We start from the raw sequence: 22,110 nt of genomic DNA on the forward strand, positions 1-22,110 counted from the left end.
GCGACGGGGAGAGGGGACTTGCCCAACGAGATGTTGGGAAGGACGGAGACGGCGCGGCATATCCCCTTCTCCCCGTCTGAACGGGGAGAAGGTGCCGGCAGGCGGATGAGGGGCGGCCGCACGGCAGTCCCAATGTAGACATTGCATAACCGGGAGGAAAAAATGGCCGAGTTCAGGATCGCGCAGGATCTGGTCGCGAGCGACAACGACAAGCGGGCAGCGGCGCTGAAAGCCGATTACGAGGCGCTGGGTGCAACACTTGCGCGCCGCGGCATCGATATCGAGACGATTACCCGCAAGGTAGCGGAATTCTTCGTCGCCGTTCCCTCCTGGGGCGTCGGCACCGGTGGCACGCGCTTTGCCCGTTTCCCGGGCACCGGCGAGCCGCGCGGTATCTTCGACAAGCTCGACGATTGCGCCGTGATCAACCAGCTGACGCGGGCAACCCCGAATGTCTCACTGCATATCCCCTGGGACAAGGCGGATGCCAAGGAATTGAAGGCCAAGGGCGATGCGCTCGGCCTCGGTTTCGATGCGATGAATTCGAACACCTTCTCCGATGCGCCGGGACAAGCCCATTCCTACAAATACGGCTCGCTCAGCCATACCGATGCGGCAACGCGGGCGCAGGCGGTCGAACACAATCTCGAATGCATCGAAATCGGCAAGGCGATCGGCTCCAAGGCGCTGACGGTCTGGATCGGCGACGGCTCGAACTTCCCCGGCCAGAGCAATTTCACCAAGGCGTTCGAGCGTTACCTCGCTTCGATGGCTGACATTTACAAGGCGCTGCCCGACGATTGGAAGCTGTTCTCCGAGCACAAAATGTACGAGCCGGCCTTCTATTCGACGATCGTGCAGGATTGGGGCACCAACTACCTGATCGCCCAGACGCTTGGCCCCAAGGCCTATTGCCTCGTCGATCTCGGCCATCATGCGCCGAATACCAATATCGAGATGATCGTCGCCCGCCTCATCCACTTCGGCAAGCTCGGCGGCTTCCACTTCAACGATTCGAAATATGGTGACGACGATCTCGACGCCGGGGTCATCGATCCCTACCGGCTGTTCCTCGTCTTCAACGAACTGGTCGATGCCGAACAGCGCGGCGTCAACGATTTCAATCCGGCTCATATGATCGACCAGTCGCACAATGTCACCGACCCGATCGAAAGCCTGATCAACAGCGCCAACGAAATCCGCCGCGCCTATGCGCAGGCGCTGATCGTCGACCGCAAGGCGCTTTCCGGCTACCAGGACGACAATGACGCGCTGATGGCGTCGGAAACTCTGAAGTGCGCCTACCGCGCCGATGTCGAGCCGATCCTGGCGGAAGCCCGGCGCAGGGCCGGCGGTGCGATCGATCCGATCGCCGCTTACCGGGCCAGCGGCTACCGCAACAAGGTGGCGGCCGAGCGCCCGGCTTCGGCTGCCGGTGGCGGCGGTATCATCTGAGCTTCTGCGTAAACTAAGTAGGGTTGCCGGCAGGGCAGGGGTGATGCACTGCCGGCAATCGCCGTTTACGGCTTCCAGGCGCCGGCGATCTGCCGGGTGGCGATGTTCAGCCGGTTCCAGACGTTGATATTGGCGATGGCGATGACGAGGGCGGCAAGGCTCCTGCCGTCGTAGTGCCGGGTCGCCTCGTCCCAGATATCGTCGGGCACCGGATCGGCGCGGTCGCTGACGCGGGTCACCGCCTCGGTCAGTGCAAGAGCTGCGCGTTCGGCATCGCTGAAATAGGGCGAGTCGCGCCAGGCGCCGACGGCAAAGAGCCGTTCGTCGGTCTCGCCGAGCTTCTTGGCGATGCGGGGATGACCGTCGACGCAGACGCTGCAGCCGTTGATCTGGCTGGCGCGCAGATTGACCAGTTCGAGCAGCTTTGGTGAGAGGCCGGTCTCGGTCGGGACCTTGCTGAGGGCAGCCAGTGCTTGCATCGCATCGGGAAGGACGAGGGCGGGATTACCCATTCTCTCCTGCATGGTATGTCTCCTTGATGGGTTTACGATTTGACGATCCGCCGGCGTTGTCACATCGGCCGGGTTTCGTTCGTCATGGTCTTGACGGAACGCAGCGGAGGAATGTGACGGATGGACGAGAAAAAATGGCTGGCCGATCAATTCGAAGCGAACAGGGCGCATCTGAAGGCGGCCGCCTATCGCATGCTCGGCTCGCGCAGCGAAGCTGATGACGCGGTTCAGGAGGCCTGGCTGCGCCTGAACCGTACCGATACATCAGATGTCGGTAATCTCGGCGGCTGGTTGACGACCGTCGTGGCGCGCATCTGTCTCGATATGCTGCGTGCGCGCAAGACCCGGCGCGAGGAGCCGCTGGAGATACCGGTCCATGCCGCAATCGCCGATCCGGCAACGGATCCCGAGCGCGATGCAGCCTTCGCCGAATCGGTCGGCGTGGCGTTGCTCGTCGTGCTGCAGACGCTGGCGCCCGCCGAGCGTGTCGCCTTCGTGCTGCACGACATGTTCGATCTACCCTTCGACGAGATCGCGCCGATCATCGGCCGTTCGTCCGCCGCCACGAGGCAGCTCGCAAGCCGCGCCCGCCGACGGGTGCAAGGCATGGATGAGGCGCCGGACGTCGATCTCGGCCGCAAACGCACGATCGCCGAGGCCTTTCTTGCCGCATCGCGCAACGGCGATCTCGAGGCATTGATTGCGGTGCTCGCCCCCGATGTCGCTTTCCGGCCGGATGCGACGGCGGCCCGATTTGGAACTGTCGGCGAAATTCGCGGCGCTCCAGCGGTCGCCGAACTGTTCAAGGGCCGGGCTCAGGCGGCGGAAGCCGCCATGGTCGACGGCGACGTCGGATTCGTCGTTCGCATCGAGGGCGAGGTTCGCGTCGTCGTGGCGCTTACGATTGCCGACGGCGTGATCGTCGCGATCGACGCCTTTGCCGATCCGGATCATCTCGAACAGGTTGAGTATTCACTCCTTTCCGACTGAAAACAAACACCAATTTTTCAGCTGTTCGAGAAGGGCGCGCTTCGAAAGCGGCGCGCCACCGGCGTTCTCGCGGCAGTAAAGACCGTGTCATTTTCCTTGACAGAGGTGTCGGCGCCGATATTCTATTATAAAGATTTATATATCATAATTATGGAATCTATGGAGCGTGATACGTTTCCGTGGTCCTTTCCATAGTGACCAGTAGACGGATCGGCACCGGGTGCCGAACGATCCAGACTTCGAAGGGAATGCAGATCATGTCCGGGGACCAGCCGAAAAAACCACTCCTGCTGACCAATGTCAGACCCATGGCTTTCGGCGCCGGCGCGCCGGCCGGGGCGCTGGACATTCTCGTCAATGGTGACGGCCGGATTGCGGAGATCGGTCCTTCGCTAGCCGTCTCGCAGGACGTGACCCGCATCGACGGCAAGGGCGCCTTCGTCTCGCCCGGCTGGGTCGATTTGCATGTGCATATCTGGCACGGCGGTACGGACATTTCCATCCGCCCGTCCGAGTGCGGTGTCGAGCGCGGCGTCACCACCCTGGTCGATGCCGGTTCGGCCGGTGAGGCGAATTTCCATGGCTTCCGCGAATATATCATCGAACCCTCGCGCGAGCGCATCAAGGCGTTCCTGAACCTCGGCTCGATCGGTCTCGTCGCCTGCAACCGCGTCGCCGAACTCAGGGATATCAGAGATATCGATCTAGATCGCATCCTCGAAGTCTACGGTGAAAACAGCGACCATATCGTCGGCATCAAGGTGCGCGCCAGCCATGTCATCACCGGTTCGTGGGGCGTGACGCCCGTCAAGCTCGGCAAGAAGATCGCCAAGATCCTCAAAGTGCCGATGATGGTGCATGTCGGCGAGCCGCCGGCGCTCTATGACGAAGTGCTGGAGATCCTTGGCCCCGGCGACGTCGTCACCCATTGCTTCAACGGCAAGGCCGGCTCGAGCATCATGGAGGACGAGGACCTCTTCAATCTTGCCGAACGCTGCGCCTCCGAGGGCATTCGCCTCGACATCGGCCATGGCGGCGCCTCGTTCTCTTTCAAGGTCGCCGAAGCTGCGATCGCGCGCGGGCTGCTGCCGTTCTCGATCTCGACCGACCTGCACGGCCATTCGATGAACTTCCCGGTCTGGGATCTGGCGACGACGATGTCGAAGCTGCTCAGCGTCAGCATGCCCTTCGACAAGGTGGTGGAGGCCGTCACCCATGCGCCGGCATCCGTCATCAAGCTGTCGATGGAGAACCGGCTTTCGGTCGGTGCACAGGCGGAATTCACGATTTTCGACCTCGTCGATTCAGAGCTCGAGGCGACGGATTCCAACGGTGAGGTATCGGTCCTCCACAAGCTGTTCGAGCCCCGCTACGCGGTGATCGGAGCCGATGCCTTCGCCGCCAGCCGCTATGTGCCGCGGGCACGCAAGCTCGTGCGCCACAGCCACGGTTATTCATACCGGTAGGATCAGCCGCGAGGCGGGCAGGGAGTTAGACAGTAAGTCCTGCCGCCTGAAAGGGGCTCACGGACGACCATCAAAGCTTCAATGGTTCCGCCGGTGCCCGTCGGTGGCCAAACGCGGCGAAATCATTATGGGTCAGCTCCAACTGCCGACCGAGCGTCGCCAGCGCATCCCCCATGCGGATGCGCTGTTCGGGCTTCACCATATCTTCCAGGATTTCACGAACTTCCGCTTCGATGCTGCGGCCGTTCATTGCCGCGCGCAGACGCAATGCGCGATGCACTTCATCAGGAACATTTCGAACTGTCAGAACGGCGATATTCAGAATCCTCAGACGGCAATGATAGCAATTTAGCCATCACGCAGTCAGATCCGACGGTTGAGCGCTCAGCGGTTGCGCCAGCCCATTAGCTTTTCGATCCGCTCCGCCGAACTGCGCACATGCGCGGTATAGTGGTTCTCGTCGGAAAAAGCCTTTTGTTCCGGCAGTACGATGGAAATGGTGGCAACGCACTGGCCGTCACGGTCGCAGATCGGCGAGGCGATACAGGCAACCGCATAATCCGATTCTCCAGCCTGGATCGACAGCCGCGCCTCAAACGCCTTGCCGGCCGATTCCGACAGCGTGCCCGGATCGATCTCGGCGCGGCCGGTCGGTGACGAGCGGGCGCAGCGCTTGAACAGTTCGATCCGCTCCGCCTCGGCCAGGTGACCGACGAGCAGGCGGCCAGACGCCGTCCAGTTCAGCGGCACCCGGGTGCCAACGCGCGACGCCACCTGGAAGTGGCTCGGGCCGTCGGCCATTGCAAGCACAAGCATATAATCGCCGTCGCGGCCGCAGACCTGCACGGTTTCACCGGCCTGGCGACAGAGATCGTGCATTTCGTGGGTGGCGATGCTCATAAAGTCCAGCGACCGGGCATAGGCGAGGCCGTAATGGTAGAGCCGGGCGCCGAGCCATATCGAACCATCAGCCTGGCGCGTCAGCATGTTCTTCTCGACCAGATCGTCGACGATGACATAAACCGTCGACAGCGGCGCCTTCACCGCCTTGGCGATGGCATAGACGCCGGCCGGCGATCCGGTCTCATAGAGATGATCGATCACCTGAAGCGCGCGGTCAATGCCGCTGACGCGCGCGCGGCGCGCACCCTTGGCGGCCACTTCGTCGGCATGGGTCTCGTCTTCGGTGTAAACTGCGGGTGATGTCTTGCCGTCCAATTCCGCACCTCATGAAAACTGCAGTCATGTTACATTACTATGGCATGGCGGTCGTCGTGGCAAATCGCAACATCTTGTAGGTCGATGGTCTGGGCGGATGCGGCGGCGGGGGAATCCTGGAGAGTGCGATTTCAAGCATCCATCCGTCACGCTGCCTTCGCCTTCATAACGCCATCCCTTCGACGGCAAACTCGGCCAGCCATTCTTGCTCGTCCTCCGTGCGGCTTCGATTGTCGAGGCTGCGGCGACCAAGAACTGATGTGCCGAAGTATTATCAATACCGATCGGTGTCACGCATATCGCGATTGAAGGTTTCGGAATCGACCGGTTCGGCCGGAGGCTCCATCGAGGCGGTCAAGGTTCTCAGGCGCTCGACATCGATCGGTTTTTTAGGCGTCTTCACGGGGACGAGTTGCGCCACCGGCTTGCCATGCCGCAATATCTCGACAGTCTCGCCGGCTTCAACGCGCCTGAGCAATTCGCTGAGATGAGCCTCGGCTTCCGCCAGGTCGACACGTGCCACGATGCATCCTCGATCAATTCCCGTCATCCTGATCTGAAACCAGTTCCGTCGTAATCCCGTTTGGAACAACAAGCCACAGCCCGAGTTGCCCCCTGAACCCAGGAGGACAAGATGACAAAGTATCCGACGCCCCCTTTTCCATCGCAGAAGCAGCCAATGCCCGGTTTTACCGCGCAGATGGATCCCATTCCCGATCACGGCGAGGAGAGCTATCGCGGTTCCGAACGGCTTAAGGGCAAGCGGGCGATCATTACCGGAGGCGATAGTGGCATCGGCCGGGCGGTGGCAATTGCCTATGCCCGGGAAGGCGCTGATCTGGTGATCTCCTATCTCGACGAGGATGAGGATGCCGACGAGACGAAGCGGCTGGTGGAGCTGGCCGGGCGCAAGGCGGTGCTCGTCAGCGGCGATATCCAGGATCCAGCCCAGTGCCGGCAGATCGTCGAAACGGCGGTTAAGGAGCTCGGCGGCATCGACATTCTGGTCAACAATGCCGCCCATCAGGCAAGCTTCAAAAGCATCGACGAGATCAGCGATGAAGAGTGGGAACTGACCTTCAAGGTCAATATCCATGCAATGTTCTACCTGACCAAGGCAGCTGTCGCCCACATGAAGCCAGGCAGTTCAATCATCAACACCGCGTCGATCAATTCAGACAATCCGAACCCGACACTGCTGGCCTATGCGACGACCAAGGGCGCGATCCAGAATTTCACCGCCGGCCTCGCCCAGCTTCTGGCCGAGAAAGGCATCCGCGCCAATGCCGTGGCGCCAGGTCCGATCTGGACACCGCTTATCCCTTCGACGCTTCCCGAAGACAGCGTCAGCAATTTCGGCAAGCAGGTGCCGATGAAACGGCCGGGCCAGCCGGCCGAGCTTGCAACGGCCTATGTAATGCTGGCCGACCCCTTATCGAGCTATGTCTCCGGCGCGACAATCGCGGTCACCGGCGGCAAGCCGATCCTCTGATGCGTCGCCCGCCTTCGACATCGGCCTTGGCCGCGACGCCTTGGGCGCTTTCTGTCCATTACAAACGGCAAGGGCCGCCGTCTCGTTATGACGGCGGCCCTTGCCGGGGGCAGGGAGAGATCCCCCGAAATGTTCAGGCGGCGTATTCAGCCGAAGCAGGGCATCGCAGGCAAATTGGCGCGGCTTGCGAGCGCTCCGATCACATTACCCACCGATGTCGGGCGCGGTTCGCGTTTACCGGCGGCCGTCTCCAGGAGTTGCTTGAAATCTTCAAGCTTCACGCCGTCAGCGCGCAACACCATGGCGATCAGGGGGTCGCGAAGGGCTTCGGATATCGTCAGGTCTTCTCTGGTCTTTCTCATGGTTGTCCTCCTTTCGTGGGCGGTTGCCCGTGTTCCACTTTGCGCTGCCGTGTTCTCGTTGACTTTCGCGTTTCGTGGTGTTACCGGTAAGTAACAATGCATTTGTTACCGATCGGTCACATTGATGTCAAGGACTACGTCCGCAAAAAAATCAGAAACTTCGAATGAAATCTCCGCAGCCGGTTCAGAGGAGCGCATCCCGCCCAGGGAACGTATCGTCTCGACCGCATCGGAGCTTTTTCGCGAGCGCGGCATCCGCGGCATCGGCGTCGATGCCATCGCCGACGCGGCCTTGACCAACAAGATGACGCTCTACCGGCATTTTGGCTCGAAGGACGAACTCGTCTGCGAGACGCTGCGCCGCGCCTCCGAAAAAGCAGGTGCCATCTGGCGCGAGCTGGAGGCTGCCTATCCCGGCAATCCGCGCGCTCAGCTCTACGCCTGGGTGGAGACGCGGGCGCAATGTCTGAATGGCGAGCCCGCCGGATGCGATCTCGCCAATGCCGCTATTGAGCTGAAGGGCGAGGGCCACCCTGCCCACGAAATGATCGAGCGGCACAAGGCCGAACAGCGTGACCGCCTCGCCGCGCTCTGTTCGGCGGCCGGCTCGCGCGAGCCTGAGCTTCTTGCCGATACGTTAACGCTACTGCTCGAGGGCGCCCGCGTCAGTCGCCAGGCCATGGGCGCTGCCGGCTGCTGCGGTCATTTCGCCAAGGCCTGCAACGCGGCAATCGCTTCTTTCGCCTGACCGCCGTCTACAGCATCGCGTTTTTCCGGCCGAGTAAAGAGCCGTCGGGGAACCTTACCGCTTCCATACCGTTTTTTCCTCACCGGAGGCGATGTGGAGACCGGAGATGAATTACGTCTATCTCAAGCGCCTGTATGACAAACGCGCCGAGCTCGAAGCCAAGCTGGAGCTACACGATGCGCGCTATTGTTTCGGCGAGGAAGAGGTCGATGACGGCACCGACAGCGATCTGCGTCAGCGGCTGAGCGAAATTTCCGATGAAATTGACGCGCTGGAAAGCCGGCCCGCCGCTAGCGGTAGCTACCGGCGCTGAGGATCTCCATCGTCCGATCGTCGAATTTCCCTTCATAGAAATGCTCGATCACCCGGTGGAACGGCGAACCATGGTCGCTGATCGCCGCGAACAAGGTCATTGACGAGCGCAGCTTCAGGTCATCGGGCGAGCCGAGAATTTGGTGCGCCGATCGGCCGTCGACCGACAAAATAGCCTCGACGCAGCGCAACAGCCGGCTGGAGAGAATGGGATCGGCTAGATAGGCGGCAGCTTCCTCGGCCGAGCGGATCGCAAATTTTTCCGCCATCGGCGAACTGCCGAGACCAGCGATCTGCGGGAAAATGAACCACATCCAGTGGGATGTCTTGCGCCCGGCTTTCAGCTCAGAGAGCGCCTTTTCGTAGATGCCATTCTGAGCGTCGACGAAGCGGTCGAGATTGTAGTCGATATCACCGCCGGCCATGGTCCTTTCCCTTTCTTGCTGTCGATGCAGCCTGGTCCAAGGTCTCCATGCCCGGCGGAGTTGTTTGCCCGGGCGAACTGGTTCTGCCTGGGCTCGCCCTCAGCAAACCCTTTCTGCGTAAGGGCTGCTCTCACGGCAATGGCCGTAAGGCTGATGGTGCGTCGTGTTATCGCCGGCGGGGGCCGCAATGGCCGATGTCGTCACCGGGTCCGTCTCGCTGGAAGAATATGCGGCAAAACCGACAAAGCTCAAGAGAGCCAGCGCAGCGACCACGATAACACGTTCGAAACCCGAAAGTTTCTGGGCGCTGACATGTTCGACGTAGTCGCGTTCACCCAAACCCGCGGTTTCGTCCTCTTTCACATGGAGGGTCACCGTATCCTGGTGACGAGTCAATGTTTCACAATCTGTCATTTTAATTACTCCTGCAACACATGCGATGTCGGCCTCTCAAGAATAAATTCTCAACCCTCATGGCGGACCGACTCCCGCATGCGTGCAGCATGTGTGTCTTTAATCGCAGGAATTGAAGGGGCGATTTGCAAACTCAGTGTTCAAAAAATCGTCCTAATAAATGCAAAATATCGTGAAGCTCTGGCTCGCTGGAACGATACGGGATAATCGGGAGCATCTTCTTTCTTCAGGATCGTCCCATGAGCAAATCCTTCGGCGCAATGTCGGTCGCCCAGCTTTCCGTTCTCATCCAAGGCGGCGCCGCCGATCCGGTCGACGTAGCCGAGGCGGTCTTCGAAACCATTGCGACCTACGCCGACAAGGCCGTCTTCACGACACTGCTGGAAGGCCGAGCGCTAGAGGAGGCGCGTGCCGCCTCGAAGCGCTTGCGGGACGGGCGCTCGCTCGGATTGCTGGACGGCATTCCGATCGCCTGGAAGGATCTTTTCGATATCGAAGGACTGCCAACGACGGCGGGCTCGGTCGTCCTCGCCGGCGAGGCGCCGGCCAGGCACGATGCTGCCGTCGTCGGCCTCCTCCGGCAGGCGGGCATGATCGCCGTCGGCCGCACCAATATGAGCGAATTCGCCTTTTCCGGCCTGGGCATCAATCCGCATTACGGCACGCCGGTCAATCCGCGCGGCGCCGATCTGCCGCGCATCCCCGGCGGTTCGTCTTCGGGTGCCGGTGTCGCCGTTGCAGCCGGACTGGTGCCGGTCGCGATGGGCACGGATACCGGCGGCTCGGTACGGATTCCCGCCGCCTTCAATGGCATCGTCGGCTACAAGGCGACACGCGGGCGTCATGCGATGGAAGGCGTCTATCCGCTGGCCAAGAGCCTCGATTCGCTGGGGCCGCTCTGCCGCAGCGTGAGGGATGCGGTCTGGATCGATGCGGCGATGCGCGGCCTGACGGCGCCTGACGTCGTCGAACGTCCGCTGCACGGGCTGGAATTGCTCGTGCCTGAAAATATCGTCTTTGACGGCGCCGAACCGGGCGTGATTGCCGCCTTCGAAACGGCTTTGGAACGGCTTCAACGGGCCGGCGCCCGCGTTTCCCGCACCGTCATTCCCGCCTTCGGCGAGATTTTCGATCTGATGACGAGATATGGTCCGCTGGTGACGGCGGAGGCTTTCGCGCTTCACCGTGATCGCTTGGCCGGATCGAACGCAGACAGGATGGACCACCGAGTCGTCATGCGCACACGCCTCGGCGCCAAGACGACGCTGGCCGATTATCTGGCGATCCTCGAAGCGCGCGGCCGCCTGATCGACGAGGTCGAGCGCCTGGTCGGCGACCGGCTGATCGCTTTTCCCACCGTCGCCCATGTCGCACCGCCGATCGCACCGTTGGAACAGAATGATGACCTGTTTTTTGCGACGAACAACAAGACCTTGCGCAATACCGCGCTCGGCAATTTCCTCGACTGGTGCGGCGTTTCCATTCCTTGCGGCACGGGTGAGGCCGGGATGCCGGTCGGCCTGTTGCTTTCGGCGACAGCCCATCGCGACGAGGCGCTGCTCGGGACAGCTCTTGCCGCCGAGCCGGTCATCCGTGGGGATTTTGCCTGAATTGGCAATTGAACCGCCGGACGTTTATTGCCATTGATGGCATGAGGCGAATGGAGGACGGCACGTGCAGATTTTGCAAAACGGACGTTTCGCGGTTTCGACATGGTCGCTGCATCGGCTGCTCGGCGCCGTTTATGCCTATAGCCCCGATCCGGAGAAAAGTGCGGCAGCCAAAGAACCCTATGGTCGGGGCACCGCTGAACTGATCGATATGCCGGCGCCGCTGGCGGCGCGCGGTATCAACCGGCTGGAGGTCTGTTCATTCCATCTGCCGAGCCTTGATGCAGCCTATATAAGCGAGCTGCGCGATGCGATGACTGCATCGAACGTGCTTTTCCAGACGCTGCTCGTCGAGGACGGCGATCCGAGCCATGCCGAGACGGCCGAACGCGACGTCAGGTGGATGGCGGAGTGGATCGATATCGCCGCCGCGCTCGGGGCGCAGAGGATGCGCGTTATCGCCGGCAAGCAGAAGCCGACCGAGGAAAACCTGACCCGCGCCGCCCGTCACCTCAGGTGGTTGGGCGAACAAGCGGACGGCAGCGGTGTGCGTGTCGTCGTCGAGAACTGGTTCGACCTGCTGCCGTCTCCCGTCGAGATGAATTGGCTGCTCGACCAACTGGACGGCAAGGTCGGGCTCAACGGCGACCTCGGCAACTGGGCGGCGCCGGACAAATATGAAGGTCTGGCCGATATCATGCGCCGGGCGGAAATCTGCCATGCCAAGGCCGATTATGGCGTTGCCGGCATCGACGCGCAGGATTACCGCAAGTGCCTGGAAATGTGCGAAAGGGCCGGTTACGCCGGTCCCTTCACGCTGATCTACGATTCGCCGTTTTTCCCCGACGAATGGGACGGCATCCTGCTGCAAAAGCAGTTCATCGAAGATTTTCTGCGCGAGGCGCCGGCGCGCAGGACGGCATAACCGGACTGCTTGCCGCGCTATTCCTGGCGCGGAAACCTCTGGCTTTCCTCCAGCACGTTCAGATCCATGTGGTTGCGCATATAGCGCTCCGAGGCTTTCTGCAGCGGCTGATAGTCCCAGGGATAATAGGCGCCGTTGCGCAGTGCCGCGTAGACCACCCAGCGCCGCGCCTGGCTTTCGCGCACGGCGGCGTCGAAATCGGCAAGGTTCCAGCGCCGCCCGGCCTGGTCGATAAGCCTTGCCAGGGTGTCGGCGTGCGCCGGCTTTCCTGCCAAATTGTCGAGTTCCTGGGGATCGGCCTCGAGGTCGAACAGCAGCGGCGGATCCTTGTCGCAGAGCGAGAGCTTGTATCGCCCGTCCCTGATGCAGACGAGTGGCGCTTCCGAACCCTCCGCGGCATATTCCATTGGCACCGGGCTGCGGCTGCCGGTGCCGGCGGCAAGCGCTGCGAGATCTTCGCCCTCGGTCCAGGGTTTCAACGAGGCGATATCGATCCCGGCAAGACCGGCGAGCGTCGGCGTCACGTCGAGCGTGGAGACGGGCTGATCGATGCGTTTGGGGCCCCAGCCGGGCACCGACATCATCAGCGGGACACGCGCCGATCCTTCGAAGAAGTTCATCTTGAACCAGAGGCCGCGGTCGCCGAGCATGTCGCCATGGTCGGAAACGAAAAGGATGATGGTATTCTCGGCCATGCGGGTCCGTTCCAGGACACCGAGAATGTCGCCGATCTTGTCGTCGACATAGGAGATATTGGCGAAGTAGCCCCGCCTTGCCCGCCGGATCTCGTCCGGGCTGATGTCGAAGGCATCGTGGTCGCAGGCCTTCATCAGCCGCTGCGAGTGCGGATCCTGCCGCTCGAAGGCAATCGGCGCCACAGCCGGGTCAAGGGCCGGGCAGTCCTCATAGAGGTCCCAGAATTTGCGGCGCGCGACATAGGGGTCGTGCGGATGGGTGAAGCTGACGGTCAGGCACCAGGGGCGTTCATCACGACCGCGCGCGAGATCATGGAGCTTGCGCGCGGCGTGGTAGGCCACCTCGTCGTCATATTCCATCTGGTTGGTGATTTCGGCAACGCCGGCGCCGGTCACCGAGCCGAGATTGTGATACCACCAGTCTATGCGTTCACCGGGCTTGGTATAGTCCGGCGTCCAGCCGAAATCGGCGGGATAGATGTCCGTCGTCAGGCGCTCCTCGAAGCCATGCAGCTGGTCGGGACCGACGAAATGCATCTTGCCGGAAAGTGCCGTCTGGTAACCGGCGGCGCGCAGATGATGGGCATAGGTCGGAATGTCGGAGGCGAATTCCGCGGCATTATCGTAGACCCGCGTCCGGCTCGGCAGTTGTCCGGACATGAACGACGCCCGCGCCGGTGCGCAGAGCGGGCTTGCCGTATAGGTGTTGGCGAAGCGCACGGAACGCTCAGCCAATGATTTCAGATGTGGCGCATGAAGAAAATCGGCAGGCCCGTCGGGAAAGAACGTCCCATTCAACTGATCCACCATCAGGATGAGAATATTCGGGCGCGCCATCTGGTTCTCCTATGCTATTTGATGATTTTATTGAAGCGCCTATAACTGCCGCTGTAAAGCCGGCATTTTTCGATGGCTGACAAAAGGAATTTTTATGCCAGAGCACCCGCTGGAGCTTGGATGGATGCGCATCTTCGTCGAGGTCGCAAGACTTGGGAGTTTTTCGGCGGCCGCAACGCTGCTCGGACTGACCCAGCCTGCCGTCAGCTATCAGATCCGCCGGCTGGAAGAGCAGTTCGGCGTCAGCCTGCTGCACCGCCAGCATCGCGGCGTGGCGCTGACCGGGGAAGGCGAGCGGCTTCTTGGGGTGGCCGCCAAGGCGGTCGGTGACATCGACGCACTCGCCCGCAGTTTCCGTGCCGAAGCCCAAAGACCGGTGGCCAGGCTCAGAACCGACTATGCTTTTTCATCGCTTTGGCTGATTCCGCGGATGGACGGCTTTCGGCTTCTTCATCCGGACACGGACATGCAGATCGTCGCAACCCAGAGGTTTGCCGCCGGTTTTCGCGACGAGGCGGATGTCGCGGTCGTTTTCGGCACGCGGGCGGAATTCGGCGCCATCGGGACGCTTCTGCTACAGGAAAAGGTCGTGCCGGTCTGCACGCGGGGATTTCTCGATCGCAACGGCCCGTTCGACGATCCGAGGCAGCTTGCCAAGGCGGTTCTGATCCATCTCGACACGCCGATGCCATCGCCTTGGTTCGATTGGCGCAGTTATTTGACCGAATTCGCGGTGCTGCGCGATATCCATGCCGGCCGCGGCGATATCAGCTTCAATACATATTCGCTGGTCATTCAGGCGGCGCTGAGCGCGCAGGGCGTGGCGATCGGCTGGATGGGGCTCGTCGATACGCTACTTTCTGCGCATATGCTTGTCGAAGCCGGCCCGCCGCTGGAAGCGCCTGACCGCGGTTACTGGCTGGTGCCGCCGCGGTCTCCAAGCGCAAATAGCGAAAGGCTCGGCACCTGGCTGATGAACGAGGCGGGGAAGGTCGGCTAGCTCGAGCCGCGCCGCATAACGGAAAGGCTCTGACGGCGGTTATCCCGGATAACCATCGCCACATCCGCATGCTCACCAGACGCCTCGCAAGATATGGATATAGTTGCCGACTCTTAGCCGATTTTTCTCGTCACAAAGAAACTCATCGCAACTTTGTCGTCACCATTTGGCATTGACGTGAACGGCGCTCGAAATTCCTTCCGTCCCAGTCCGTCCGTACGGATGTACTGGAGTTCCGCAAGGATTTCGAAGCCGCTCTCCTGCATCAGATTGATGTGATGGCTGCGCCACTTCCGATTTATCAGGTAGGGTCGTCGTCCACGCATCATCGTCCACGTGGGCGCGCTCAAAACCCAGTGCCCATTCCAGTCGCTTGACAGACCGTGAGATTGGAAGTCGATCAGGTGCGTCGCAAACCCTCCTGGCTTCAGCCACCGGGCAATAGCGTTATAGGTATCAACGAGGTTGTCCACGTGCTCCATGACTGAATGCGTCATCAGCCAGTCGGCCACACCCGCCTGCAGTACGTTGAAATCGGTCCATGGTGCGACGAACTTTAATCGCTCGCTGCCATTCACGAGGTCCGCCTTCAGCGCGTCGATTGCCTCCGCACTGAGGCGCTGTTGCACGATCCCATCTATCCGATCCCAGGCGAAGTTTGTCGGTGACGGCGGAAAAAAGATGTCGCCCGATACGGTGTTATCCCAAAATGCGGCCCGCTCGCCGAAGAGTTCAATCAAACCGTTGAGGACTTCAAGATCGTGCTCGATGCTCCGGTGGTCTTGCAAATCCAGCCCGATGTACGTGTCGACGCCCGCAAGCAGTGCAGCAAGCCCAACGCCAAGCGAACTTCCGGGGCCGACCTCGACCAATACTTCAGGTCTTTTGCCGTTCAGCCAAGGCGCTAGGTGACCGTAGTGGCGAAAGAAGAGGTCATAACAGTGGCGCGCAGAAGCAGTGCCCCCTTCTACGTGCGTATTTCGCAGTTGCGGAAGGACAAAGGAACCCAGTCCCTTGGCTAGGGAGCGAAGTGCAATATGGGTCATGGCGCCACCTTTTTCATCGAAACTCCAGCACGGCAATGTCCGGCGTGCTCTACCCAGCAGAATTCGCGTTCAACATCATCAGAGACCAAAGATAAGCCAAGCAATATGGTTCGGCCTTGGACTCGTTAGTTGGGGTTGTACGCGGCTCATAGTGATTGATATTTTCACGAATCTAAAGTCAATCATTGGGCGTACAGCAATAATCACTATGACCATGGCTGGGTTGCTGAAGCGCATGAGAGGCTGCCTAAAAAAATTGAGTGATTTCAGCGAGTTGTGATTCCTTCGGATTTGCGAGATTCGATGGAGTTCTTCTCCCGTTCTAGATCGTGGCTTGCTAGCGATCTATGCAACGTGAGTAATAGAAAGGGCATTCGGTAAGTTGGCGGGTGTATCTCGTTCTCCTGGTCTATATCGGGATTTCAAAAGCGCCACATGGATGCCCGCCGATCTGGGTGGCTAGCAGCAGGCTTGCGGCTCACCATGCCTCAAACGCCGACGTTTGTGCCCAGGAGAAGCCTTGTCATGAACGACGCCGGTCGCCATTGTGGAGCGAATCCATAACGAAAGCGGGGGGCAGCATGCGGCGAACCATCGGATACATCATCGGACTGCTTATGGTCCTCCTCGGGTTGATCTGGATCGGACAGGGAAGCGGCTATTTTCCCTATCCGGCCTCGAGCTTCATGATCGCCCAAACGATCTGGGTGCTTTGGGGCGTCATCCTGGCCGGAGCCGGGGTTGTCGTACTGTTTATCATCTCGCGGCTGCGGCGGGGGTGAAACGCTGCTACTTGCAGCATCCGGCGTCGAAGGCGACTCTGGTCTCGGCAGGCCGGCGAATGAGGAGAATGGCATGAGTGCAGCTGAAATCGATGGTTTTGCGGCCCGGATCAGGGGCCATCAAGGGGGCATGATCTCCGCCTGGATCGGCATTCCCGATGCCACCCTCGCCAACCATCTGGCGCAGGAGGCTTTCGACGCCATCGTGCTCGATATGCAGCATGGGATGTGGGACATGCCGTCGGCGGCGAACGCCGTCGGGCAGGTGCGTCTTGCCGGCAAGCCGGCGATCGCGCGCATTCCGGTCGGCGATTTCGCCTCCGCCTCGCGCCTGCTCGATGCCGGCGCTTCCGGCATTATCGCGCCGATGATCAATTCGGCCGAAGACGCGCAAGCCTTCGTCAAGACCACGAAGTATCCGCCTCTCGGCGAGCGCAGCTGGGGACCGTCGCTGGCGCTCAATCATATGGGCCTGTCGGCCGACGACTATCTGAAGAACGCCAACGCGCTGACCGTTGCCATCGCCATGGTCGAGACCCGGGCAGCACTCGACTCGATCGATGCCATTCTCGGCGTTGCCGGCATCGACGGCATTTTCATCGGTCCGTCCGACCTTTCGATCGCACTGTCGAATGGCGATCAGGTGGCGCCGAACGCCGCCGAAATCGACAGCGCCATGCAGCACGCGGTTGCGCGCTGCCGCGCCCATGGAAAATTCGCCTGTGCCTATGCCGCCGACGGCGAGCGGGCCGGCGAATTGCTGAAGTTCGGCTTCGATCTGGTCATTGCCGGCGCCGAGACCACGCAACTGCGCGCCGGCGCTCGCCGCGCCATCAACGCCGCGCGGAGAATCGCTTCGGCCAGTTGATCCCGATTTTCGTCAGCCGGCCGGCTTCACCGCCAGCCAGATGACGTGGCGGGCGCCGCCGCGTTTGCCGTTGGCGCGGGTGTTGACGGCTTCGACGGAGAAGCCACAGTCCTTGAGACGTCGGGTGAAATCCGGGTCTGGACCGGATGACCAGACGGCGAGCACGCCGCCGGGGCGCAAAGCGTCGCGGGCGGCGCGAAGGCCGGCGAAATCGTAGAGCCGGTCGTTGGATTTGCGGGTCAGTCCGTCCGGGCCGTTGTCGACATCGAGCAGGATCGCGTCATATGCGCCCTTGCCGGCGCGGATCGCCTCGCCAACATCGCCCTGATGGATGGCGACGCGCCGATCGTCGAGACAGCCCTTGAAGACCTCGGCCATCGGCCCGCGCGCCCAGGTGACGACGGCAGGAACCAGTTCGGCGACGGTGACGCCGGCATCTTCAGGAAGCACGGCGAGAGCGGCGCGCAGGGTAAAGCCCATGCCGAGCCCGCCGATCAGCACCCTCGGCTTCGGATGCGTCCTGATCCGCTCCCAGGACAGCGTCGCCAGCGCTTCCTCCGAGCCACTCAGGCGGCTGTTCATCAGCTCGTTGGCGCCGAGCATGATCGAGAACTCGCTGCCGCGCTGCTTCAGCCTGAGTTCGCCGCCTTCGCCGGGAATGGTCGCGGAATCGAGCTGGATCCAGGGCAGCATGACGGTTTCGCCTCGCATGAAAAGGAACCGTCCCCTAGCATAGGGTTATGAGCGGGGCCAGTCAGCAGGCGTCACCGTGTGAAAACGGGACGCTGGTTTGAGGCGGTTCAAGCTTCCGATGTGGACAGCAGCGAATTGGTTTGGACGGCTGTCGGTGTTCGGGCTCCTCAAACGTCCTTGGTTGGACGAGGCGCCACCTCGTAGATTGCAACGACACTTTGGAGATTGGAAACATGGCGCTCAAGCGGATGGACAATGTAGGCATCGTCGTCGAAGACCTCGCAACAGCGATTGATTTCTTTGGCGAACTCGGCCTCGAACTCGAAGGACGGGCCATGATCGAAGGAGAATGGGCCGGACGTATCACTGGACTGGGCGATCAGCGTGTCGAGATTGCCATGATGCGCACACCTGATGGCCACAGCCGGCTCGAACTCTCCCGCTTCCTCATGCCTGATGTCGTCGCAGATCACCGCAACGCTCCCGTCAACGCGCTCGGCTATCTCCGCGTCATGTTCACCGTCGATGACATCGACGACACGCTCGAAAGGCTTCGCGCGCGGGGCGCGCAGCTCGTAGGCGAAGTCGTCCAGTATGGAGACACATATCGGCTCTGCTATATAAGAGGGCCCGAAGGGCTTCTCCTCGGGCTCGCCCAGGAACTCAGCTGAGGCGCAGGCAAACGGCTCTCAAATCATCCGCATGAAATGATCGCGCTCCAGTTCGACGATCTCGTCCCGCGGCGCGGCCGAACGGCGGCGGATATCCTCGACCTCGTCGGGCCTCAGCCGGGACTTCGGATCCTCGAAGCGGACATCCGGATCGGGTACGGCCGAGAGCAGCAGCCTGGTATAGGGATGCTGCGGATTGTCGATCACCCTGGCGACGCTGCCCCATTCGACGATCTGGCCGGCATACATCACGGCAATATCCTCGGCGACATACCGGGCGGTGGCGATGTCATGGGTAATGTAGAGCAGGCCGAGATTCATCTCCTGCTTCATCTCGTTCAGCAGGTTCAGCACGCCGAGGCGCACCGAGACGTCGAGCATCGAGGTCGGTTCGTCCGCGACGATCACCTCCGGCTTGACGGCGAGCGCGCGGGCGATGTTGACGCGCTGGCGCTGGCCGCCGGAGAGTTCATGCGGATATTTTGGCGCGACGAGGTCCGGATCGAGCCTGACGCGCTGAAGCAGTTCGCGCACCGTCACGTCGATCGCGGTGCCCCTGATCTCCGGCCGGTGCAGTTGCAGCGGCCGCCGCAGGTGGTGGGCGATGGTGTGGGCAGGGTTCAGCGAAGCGAAGGGGTCCTGGAAGATCATCTGCACCGAGCGGCGGTAGCGGGCGATCTCGGCCGATTTCGCCGCTTCGACCGGCCGGCCCTTGTAGAGGATCCGGCCCGATGTCGGCAGATATTCGCGCATCGCCATGCGGGCGCAAGTGGTCTTGCCGCTGCCGGATTCGCCGACGAGCGCCAGCGCCCGGCCGGCATGCAGCGAAAAGGAAATGGCGCGGGCCGCATGCACGGCCCCGGATCCATGGCCGAAGGTCTTGGTCACCGCGTCGAGTGCGAGGATGGCGTCGGTCATAGCAGCACTCCTCCATGCAGCGACGGGAAGGAGGCCCAGAGTTTTTTCGTATAGTCGTGCTCAGGCGTCCTGTAGATCGCCTCGGCGGCGTTCTGCTCCACCAGCTGACCTGACAGCATGATGCCGATGCGGTCGCAGAACTGCACCATCAGCCCGAGATCATGGGTGATGAACAGCACGGAAAAGCCGAAGTTACGGCGCAGCTCGTTGATGCGCTGCAGGATTTCGCGCTGGACGACGACGTCAAGCGCCGTCGTCGGCTCGTCCATGACGACGAGTTTCGGATCGAGCGCCATGCAGATGGCGATGACGATGCGTTGGCGCATGCCGCCGGAAAACTGGTGCGGATAATCTCGCATGCGATCCGGCGCGATGTCGACGAGCGTCAGCATTTCGGCGGTGCGTTCGCGGGCCGCGGCACGGCTCATGCCCTTATGGGTGCGCAGCATGTCGTAGAATTGCGTCTCGATGCGCAGCACCGGGTTCAGCGAATTCATGGCGCTCTGGAAGACCATGGCGACTTCGCGCCAGCGGAACGCGCTGAGCGCCTGCCGGTCGAGGCCGAGCACATCACGGCCGTCGAGCAGGATGCGGCTCTCCTTGCGGATCAGCGCCGGCGGCCTGTGCAGGCGGCTGATGGCGAAGGCGATCGTGCTCTTGCCGCAGCCTGATTCGCCGGCAAGGCCGAAGACCTCGCCAGGCGCCACATCGAAGCTGACATCGTCGACGGCGCGGAAATCCTTCTCCTCGCCGATATAATCGATGGTGAGGTTCCTTACCGAAAGCAGCGGCTGCGTCACAGGCGGCCCTCCCCGGAACGGACGAGCAGCGACCAGCGCTTCAGATGATTGCCGGTGCGCAGCCGCGGATTGGCGATCTCGTCGACGGCGAAGTTCAGGAGCGACATGCCGATGCCGAGAAAGGCCAGCGCGAAGCAGGGGGTGAGAATATCCCACCAGGCGCCGACCGAAAGCGCCGAGGCCTTCTGCGCATTGTAGAGCATGGTGCCCCAGGAGATCGCCCGGGGATCGCCGAGGCCGAGAAACTCAAGCGTCGCCTCGGTGATAATAGCGAAGATGACGCTGCCGATGAAATTGATGCCGACGATCGAAATCACGTTGGGGAAGATCTCGAAGGTCATGATGCGCCATTGCGGCTCGCCCATCATCTCGGCCGATTTGACGAAATCCTTGTGCTTGACGGAGAGCGTTTCGGCACGGGTGACGCGAGCACCCCAGGCCCAGGAGGTGGCCCCCAGGATCAGCGCGATGATGATAGGGCTTGCCTGGCCGATGAAGGCGGCAAGCACCAGCAGCAGCGGCAGGTTGGGAACGACCAGCACCATGTTGGTGAAGAAGCTGATGATCTCGTCCGTCTTGCCGCCGCGATAGCCGGAGATGATGCCGAGCGCGGTGCCGACGAAGGTGATCAACAGGCCGGCACCGAAGCCGACGGCGAGCGAGGTTCGGGCGCCGTAGATCAAACGTGCAAAGACATCCTGGCCGAGGCGGGTGGTGCCGAGGATGTGGTCGAGCGACGGCGGCTGGTGCGGCCGCCCGGTGCGGGCGGCGGGATCATATTGCGTCAGCAGTGGTGCTGCAATCGCCACGATAATGATGACGGCGATGATGACGAGGCCGATGAGCGCCTTGCGGTTTCGAAGCAGGGTCTTCATCTCACGCTCCCTTCAGCCGCGGGTCGAGCAAGATATAACTGATGTCGACGATGAAATTGGCGATCAGCATGGTCGCGGTCATGATCAGGAGCTGGCCCTGGATGACGGGGTAATCGCGGGCGAGGATCGCCTGGTAGAGAATGTTGCCGAGACCGGGGTAGTTATAGACCACCTCGGTTACCAGCGAGCCGCCGAGGATGGTGCCGATGGCGATGGCAAGGCTGGAGACGGTCGGCAGCAGGGCGTTACGCGCCGCATACCAGAGCATCACATGCCGGTCGGAAAGGCCCTTGGCGCGGGCCATGACGATATAGTCTTCGCCGAGTAGGTTGATCATGTTGTTGCGCATGGTGACGGTGAAGCCGCCGATCAACACCGTGCAGAGAGTGACCATCGGCAATATGCCGTGATAGGCGACGCTGCCGAGATATTGCAGGCTGAAGGCCGGATCGAGCGACGGGTCGGCGGCATAGCCGTTCGGAAACCAGCCGAGCGTGAAGCCGAAGATGAAGAGCACGATCAGCGAGGTGACGACGGCCGGCACCGAGGTCGCGAAGATCGCGCCGACGGAGACGATGACGTCGAACTGGCTGCCGCGGCGCCAGGCGGCGACGATGCCGAGGAGGGTGCCGAGCGCGAAGCTGACGATCGTCGCCGTGCCCATCAGGCCGACGGTCCAAACGAGCGCATGGCCGAGAACCGAGGTGACCGGCAGCGGGAAATACTTGATCGAACGGCCGAGATCGCCGGTGAAGATGCTGCCGAGATAGGTGAGATATTGCTGCCAAAGCGGACCGTCGACGAAACCGAAGGTGAGCTTCAGCGCCTGCAGGCTTTCCGGCGGCAACTCGGTGCCGGCGCTCGAGAACATGATCTGCACGGGATCGCCCGGCATCAGACGGGGCAGGAAGAAATTGATCGTCGCTGCCGCGATGAAGGCCGCCATGTAGAAAACGAGGCGGCGAAGCAGGAAAGCCATGGGAACTCCGTCGTGAC

26 protein-coding genes are annotated in these 22,110 nt (G+C 61.6%); 12 read left to right on the forward strand and 14 right to left on the reverse strand.

Translation table 11 applies throughout. The features are described 5' to 3' along the window. Window positions 1-162 precede the first annotated feature (162 nt). Window positions 163-1,455 carry an L-rhamnose catabolism isomerase gene (gene rhaI, locus RLEG4DRAFT_RS01305; RefSeq protein WP_003574761.1) on the forward strand — a complete coding sequence of 431 codons (1,293 nt, stop codon included), beginning with the start codon at window positions 163-165 and terminating at the stop codon, window positions 1,453-1,455. A gap of 65 nt (window positions 1,456-1,520) precedes the next feature. Here the strand turns inward: rhaI and RLEG4DRAFT_RS01310 are convergent, their stop codons facing one another. Next, window positions 1,521-1,979 carry a carboxymuconolactone decarboxylase family protein gene (locus RLEG4DRAFT_RS01310; protein ID WP_003574763.1) on the reverse strand — a complete coding sequence of 153 codons (459 nt, stop codon included), beginning with the start codon at window positions 1,977-1,979 and terminating at the stop codon, window positions 1,521-1,523. 108 nt (window positions 1,980-2,087) lie between these two features. Here RLEG4DRAFT_RS01310 and RLEG4DRAFT_RS01315 point away from each other — a divergent pair, with 108 nt between their 5' ends. Together RLEG4DRAFT_RS01315 and RLEG4DRAFT_RS01320 are read left to right on the forward strand one after the other, a co-directional pair. Beyond that, a complete protein-coding gene (locus tag RLEG4DRAFT_RS01315; protein WP_003574765.1) occupies window positions 2,088-2,957 on the forward strand; it encodes a sigma-70 family RNA polymerase sigma factor in 870 nt (289 codons plus the stop codon). Between the two features lie 257 nt (window positions 2,958-3,214). Beyond that, the gene (locus RLEG4DRAFT_RS01320) at window positions 3,215-4,423 is read left to right on the forward strand and encodes an amidohydrolase/deacetylase family metallohydrolase (RefSeq protein ID WP_003574767.1); all 1,209 of its coding nucleotides are present in this window, start codon (window positions 3,215-3,217) and stop codon (window positions 4,421-4,423) included. Between the two features lie 70 nt (window positions 4,424-4,493). Here the strand turns inward: RLEG4DRAFT_RS01320 and RLEG4DRAFT_RS38280 are convergent, their stop codons facing one another. The 3 genes from RLEG4DRAFT_RS38280 to RLEG4DRAFT_RS01335 form a co-directional block, all read right to left on the reverse strand. After that, window positions 4,494-4,739, reverse strand: coding sequence for a FitA-like ribbon-helix-helix domain-containing protein (locus RLEG4DRAFT_RS38280; RefSeq protein WP_085061867.1), 246 nt, complete (start codon window positions 4,737-4,739; stop codon window positions 4,494-4,496). Window positions 4,740-4,807: 68 nt separating this feature from the next. Then, window positions 4,808-5,641 (reverse strand): IclR family transcriptional regulator, encoded by an 834-nt coding sequence (locus tag RLEG4DRAFT_RS01330; RefSeq protein ID WP_003574771.1) that lies wholly within the window; start codon window positions 5,639-5,641, stop codon window positions 4,808-4,810. A 274-nt stretch (window positions 5,642-5,915) separates the two neighbouring features. Then, entirely contained in the window at window positions 5,916-6,164 is a 249-nt protein-coding gene (locus RLEG4DRAFT_RS01335; protein WP_003574773.1) for a type II toxin-antitoxin system Phd/YefM family antitoxin, read from the reverse strand. Between the two features lie 111 nt (window positions 6,165-6,275). On the opposite strand from RLEG4DRAFT_RS01335, the gene RLEG4DRAFT_RS01340 reads away from it, so the two are divergent. Next, window positions 6,276-7,133, forward strand: coding sequence for an SDR family oxidoreductase (locus RLEG4DRAFT_RS01340; RefSeq protein WP_003574775.1), 858 nt, complete (start codon window positions 6,276-6,278; stop codon window positions 7,131-7,133). 146 nt (window positions 7,134-7,279) lie between these two features. On the opposite strand, the gene RLEG4DRAFT_RS01345 is transcribed toward RLEG4DRAFT_RS01340, so the two are convergent. Then, window positions 7,280-7,495, reverse strand: coding sequence for a hypothetical protein (locus tag RLEG4DRAFT_RS01345; RefSeq protein WP_003574777.1), 216 nt, complete (start codon window positions 7,493-7,495; stop codon window positions 7,280-7,282). Window positions 7,496-7,619: 124 nt separating this feature from the next. On the opposite strand from RLEG4DRAFT_RS01345, the gene RLEG4DRAFT_RS01350 reads away from it, so the two are divergent. Next, entirely contained in the window at window positions 7,620-8,243 is a 624-nt protein-coding gene (locus RLEG4DRAFT_RS01350; protein ID WP_003574779.1) for a TetR/AcrR family transcriptional regulator, read from the forward strand. 106 nt (window positions 8,244-8,349) lie between these two features. Continuing rightward, on the forward strand, window positions 8,350-8,556 hold the full coding sequence (locus tag RLEG4DRAFT_RS01355) for a hypothetical protein (protein ID WP_003574781.1): 207 nt from the start codon (window positions 8,350-8,352) through the stop codon (window positions 8,554-8,556). On the opposite strand, the gene RLEG4DRAFT_RS01360 is transcribed toward RLEG4DRAFT_RS01355, so the two are convergent. Together RLEG4DRAFT_RS01360 and RLEG4DRAFT_RS01365 are read right to left on the reverse strand one after the other, a co-directional pair. Then, a complete protein-coding gene (locus RLEG4DRAFT_RS01360; RefSeq protein ID WP_003574783.1) occupies window positions 8,534-8,980 on the reverse strand; it encodes a DUF1810 domain-containing protein in 447 nt (148 codons plus the stop codon). The two genes, RLEG4DRAFT_RS01355 and RLEG4DRAFT_RS01360, sit on opposite strands and share 23 nt — an antisense overlap. 99 nt (window positions 8,981-9,079) lie before the next feature. After that, window positions 9,080-9,394: a hypothetical protein gene (locus RLEG4DRAFT_RS01365; RefSeq protein ID WP_003574785.1), complete on the reverse strand. Its 315-nt coding sequence runs from the start codon at window positions 9,392-9,394 to the stop codon at window positions 9,080-9,082. Between the two features lie 239 nt (window positions 9,395-9,633). Between RLEG4DRAFT_RS01365 and RLEG4DRAFT_RS01370 the strand changes: the two genes are divergently transcribed. Together RLEG4DRAFT_RS01370 and RLEG4DRAFT_RS01375 are read left to right on the forward strand one after the other, a co-directional pair. Continuing rightward, window positions 9,634-11,004 (forward strand): amidase, encoded by a 1,371-nt coding sequence (locus RLEG4DRAFT_RS01370; RefSeq protein WP_003574787.1) that lies wholly within the window; start codon window positions 9,634-9,636, stop codon window positions 11,002-11,004. A gap of 64 nt (window positions 11,005-11,068) precedes the next feature. Beyond that, complete coding sequence (locus RLEG4DRAFT_RS01375; protein ID WP_003574789.1) at window positions 11,069-11,929, forward strand: sugar phosphate isomerase/epimerase family protein; 861 nt, start codon at window positions 11,069-11,071, stop codon at window positions 11,927-11,929. A gap of 17 nt (window positions 11,930-11,946) precedes the next feature. On the opposite strand, the gene betC is transcribed toward RLEG4DRAFT_RS01375, so the two are convergent. Then, window positions 11,947-13,461, reverse strand: coding sequence for a choline-sulfatase (gene betC / locus RLEG4DRAFT_RS01380; protein WP_003574791.1), 1,515 nt, complete (start codon window positions 13,459-13,461; stop codon window positions 11,947-11,949). A 94-nt stretch (window positions 13,462-13,555) separates the two neighbouring features. Here betC and RLEG4DRAFT_RS01385 point away from each other — a divergent pair, with 94 nt between their 5' ends. Next, entirely contained in the window at window positions 13,556-14,461 is a 906-nt protein-coding gene (locus tag RLEG4DRAFT_RS01385; RefSeq protein ID WP_003574793.1) for a choline sulfate utilization transcriptional regulator, read from the forward strand. 113 nt (window positions 14,462-14,574) lie between these two features. Here the strand turns inward: RLEG4DRAFT_RS01385 and RLEG4DRAFT_RS01390 are convergent, their stop codons facing one another. Continuing rightward, on the reverse strand, window positions 14,575-15,507 hold the full coding sequence (locus tag RLEG4DRAFT_RS01390; RefSeq protein WP_003574795.1) for a hypothetical protein: 933 nt from the start codon (window positions 15,505-15,507) through the stop codon (window positions 14,575-14,577). Between the two features lie 581 nt (window positions 15,508-16,088). On the opposite strand from RLEG4DRAFT_RS01390, the gene RLEG4DRAFT_RS01395 reads away from it, so the two are divergent. Continuing rightward, window positions 16,089-16,289, forward strand: a complete 201-nt coding sequence (locus RLEG4DRAFT_RS01395) for a hypothetical protein (RefSeq protein ID WP_003574797.1) — start codon at window positions 16,089-16,091, stop codon at window positions 16,287-16,289. 73 nt (window positions 16,290-16,362) lie between these two features. Continuing rightward, entirely contained in the window at window positions 16,363-17,157 is a 795-nt protein-coding gene (locus RLEG4DRAFT_RS01400; protein WP_003574799.1) for an HpcH/HpaI aldolase family protein, read from the forward strand. A gap of 12 nt (window positions 17,158-17,169) precedes the next feature. Here the strand turns inward: RLEG4DRAFT_RS01400 and RLEG4DRAFT_RS01405 are convergent, their stop codons facing one another. Further along, window positions 17,170-17,850: a spermidine synthase gene (locus RLEG4DRAFT_RS01405; protein WP_003574802.1), complete on the reverse strand. Its 681-nt coding sequence runs from the start codon at window positions 17,848-17,850 to the stop codon at window positions 17,170-17,172. A gap of 233 nt (window positions 17,851-18,083) precedes the next feature. Here RLEG4DRAFT_RS01405 and RLEG4DRAFT_RS01410 point away from each other — a divergent pair, with 233 nt between their 5' ends. Then, window positions 18,084-18,521, forward strand: a complete 438-nt coding sequence (locus RLEG4DRAFT_RS01410; protein WP_003574804.1) for a VOC family protein — start codon at window positions 18,084-18,086, stop codon at window positions 18,519-18,521. A gap of 18 nt (window positions 18,522-18,539) precedes the next feature. Here RLEG4DRAFT_RS01410 and RLEG4DRAFT_RS01415 read toward each other — a convergent pair whose 3' ends face one another. From RLEG4DRAFT_RS01415 to RLEG4DRAFT_RS01430, 4 genes are read right to left on the reverse strand one after another with little or no spacing between them, the layout of a single operon-like run. After that, window positions 18,540-19,439 carry an ABC transporter ATP-binding protein gene (locus tag RLEG4DRAFT_RS01415; RefSeq protein WP_003574806.1) on the reverse strand — a complete coding sequence of 300 codons (900 nt, stop codon included), beginning with the start codon at window positions 19,437-19,439 and terminating at the stop codon, window positions 18,540-18,542. Continuing rightward, on the reverse strand, window positions 19,436-20,239 hold the full coding sequence (locus RLEG4DRAFT_RS01420; protein WP_003574807.1) for an ABC transporter ATP-binding protein: 804 nt from the start codon (window positions 20,237-20,239) through the stop codon (window positions 19,436-19,438). Before RLEG4DRAFT_RS01420 ends, RLEG4DRAFT_RS01415 begins: the two co-directional genes overlap by 4 nt. Then, window positions 20,236-21,114, reverse strand: a complete 879-nt coding sequence (locus RLEG4DRAFT_RS01425; protein WP_003574809.1) for an ABC transporter permease — start codon at window positions 21,112-21,114, stop codon at window positions 20,236-20,238. Before RLEG4DRAFT_RS01425 ends, RLEG4DRAFT_RS01420 begins: the two co-directional genes overlap by 4 nt. Before the next feature lies 1 nt (window position 21,115). Next, window positions 21,116-22,093: an ABC transporter permease gene (locus RLEG4DRAFT_RS01430; RefSeq protein WP_003574810.1), complete on the reverse strand. Its 978-nt coding sequence runs from the start codon at window positions 22,091-22,093 to the stop codon at window positions 21,116-21,118. Between the last annotated feature and the right edge of the window lie 17 nt (window positions 22,094-22,110).

The sequence above is a fragment of the Rhizobium leguminosarum bv. trifolii WSM2297 genome, assembly GCF_000271845.1.

What these genes read in the sequence shown, in the direction of transcription:
- rhaI (WP_003574761.1), top strand. Translation starts at nt 163, where the DNA reads ATGGCCGAGTTCAGGATCGCGCAGGATCTGGTCGCGAGCGACAACGAC.
- RLEG4DRAFT_RS01310 (WP_003574763.1), bottom strand. Translation starts at nt 1,979, where the DNA reads ATGCAGGAGAGAATGGGTAATCCCGCCCTCGTCCTTCCCGATGCGATG.
- RLEG4DRAFT_RS01315 (WP_003574765.1), top strand. Translation starts at nt 2,088, where the DNA reads ATGGACGAGAAAAAATGGCTGGCCGATCAATTCGAAGCGAACAGGGCG.
- RLEG4DRAFT_RS01320 (WP_003574767.1), top strand. Translation starts at nt 3,215, where the DNA reads ATGTCCGGGGACCAGCCGAAAAAACCACTCCTGCTGACCAATGTCAGA.
- RLEG4DRAFT_RS01340 (WP_003574775.1), top strand. Translation starts at nt 6,276, where the DNA reads ATGACAAAGTATCCGACGCCCCCTTTTCCATCGCAGAAGCAGCCAATG.
- RLEG4DRAFT_RS01345 (WP_003574777.1), bottom strand. Translation starts at nt 7,495, where the DNA reads ATGAGAAAGACCAGAGAAGACCTGACGATATCCGAAGCCCTTCGCGAC.
- RLEG4DRAFT_RS01350 (WP_003574779.1), top strand. Translation starts at nt 7,620, where the DNA reads ATGTCAAGGACTACGTCCGCAAAAAAATCAGAAACTTCGAATGAAATC.
- RLEG4DRAFT_RS01355 (WP_003574781.1), top strand. Translation starts at nt 8,350, where the DNA reads ATGAATTACGTCTATCTCAAGCGCCTGTATGACAAACGCGCCGAGCTC.
- RLEG4DRAFT_RS01360 (WP_003574783.1), bottom strand. Translation starts at nt 8,980, where the DNA reads ATGGCCGGCGGTGATATCGACTACAATCTCGACCGCTTCGTCGACGCT.
- RLEG4DRAFT_RS01365 (WP_003574785.1), bottom strand. Translation starts at nt 9,394, where the DNA reads ATGACAGATTGTGAAACATTGACTCGTCACCAGGATACGGTGACCCTC.
- RLEG4DRAFT_RS01370 (WP_003574787.1), top strand. Translation starts at nt 9,634, where the DNA reads ATGAGCAAATCCTTCGGCGCAATGTCGGTCGCCCAGCTTTCCGTTCTC.
- betC (WP_003574791.1), bottom strand. Translation starts at nt 13,461, where the DNA reads ATGGCGCGCCCGAATATTCTCATCCTGATGGTGGATCAGTTGAATGGG.
- RLEG4DRAFT_RS01385 (WP_003574793.1), top strand. Translation starts at nt 13,556, where the DNA reads ATGCCAGAGCACCCGCTGGAGCTTGGATGGATGCGCATCTTCGTCGAG.
- RLEG4DRAFT_RS01390 (WP_003574795.1), bottom strand. Translation starts at nt 15,507, where the DNA reads ATGACCCATATTGCACTTCGCTCCCTAGCCAAGGGACTGGGTTCCTTT.
- RLEG4DRAFT_RS01395 (WP_003574797.1), top strand. Translation starts at nt 16,089, where the DNA reads ATGCGGCGAACCATCGGATACATCATCGGACTGCTTATGGTCCTCCTC.
- RLEG4DRAFT_RS01400 (WP_003574799.1), top strand. Translation starts at nt 16,363, where the DNA reads ATGAGTGCAGCTGAAATCGATGGTTTTGCGGCCCGGATCAGGGGCCAT.
- RLEG4DRAFT_RS01405 (WP_003574802.1), bottom strand. Translation starts at nt 17,850, where the DNA reads ATGCTGCCCTGGATCCAGCTCGATTCCGCGACCATTCCCGGCGAAGGC.
- RLEG4DRAFT_RS01410 (WP_003574804.1), top strand. Translation starts at nt 18,084, where the DNA reads ATGGCGCTCAAGCGGATGGACAATGTAGGCATCGTCGTCGAAGACCTC.
- RLEG4DRAFT_RS01415 (WP_003574806.1), bottom strand. Translation starts at nt 19,439, where the DNA reads ATGACCGACGCCATCCTCGCACTCGACGCGGTGACCAAGACCTTCGGC.
- RLEG4DRAFT_RS01425 (WP_003574809.1), bottom strand. Translation starts at nt 21,114, where the DNA reads ATGAAGACCCTGCTTCGAAACCGCAAGGCGCTCATCGGCCTCGTCATC.
- RLEG4DRAFT_RS01430 (WP_003574810.1), bottom strand. Translation starts at nt 22,093, where the DNA reads ATGGCTTTCCTGCTTCGCCGCCTCGTTTTCTACATGGCGGCCTTCATC.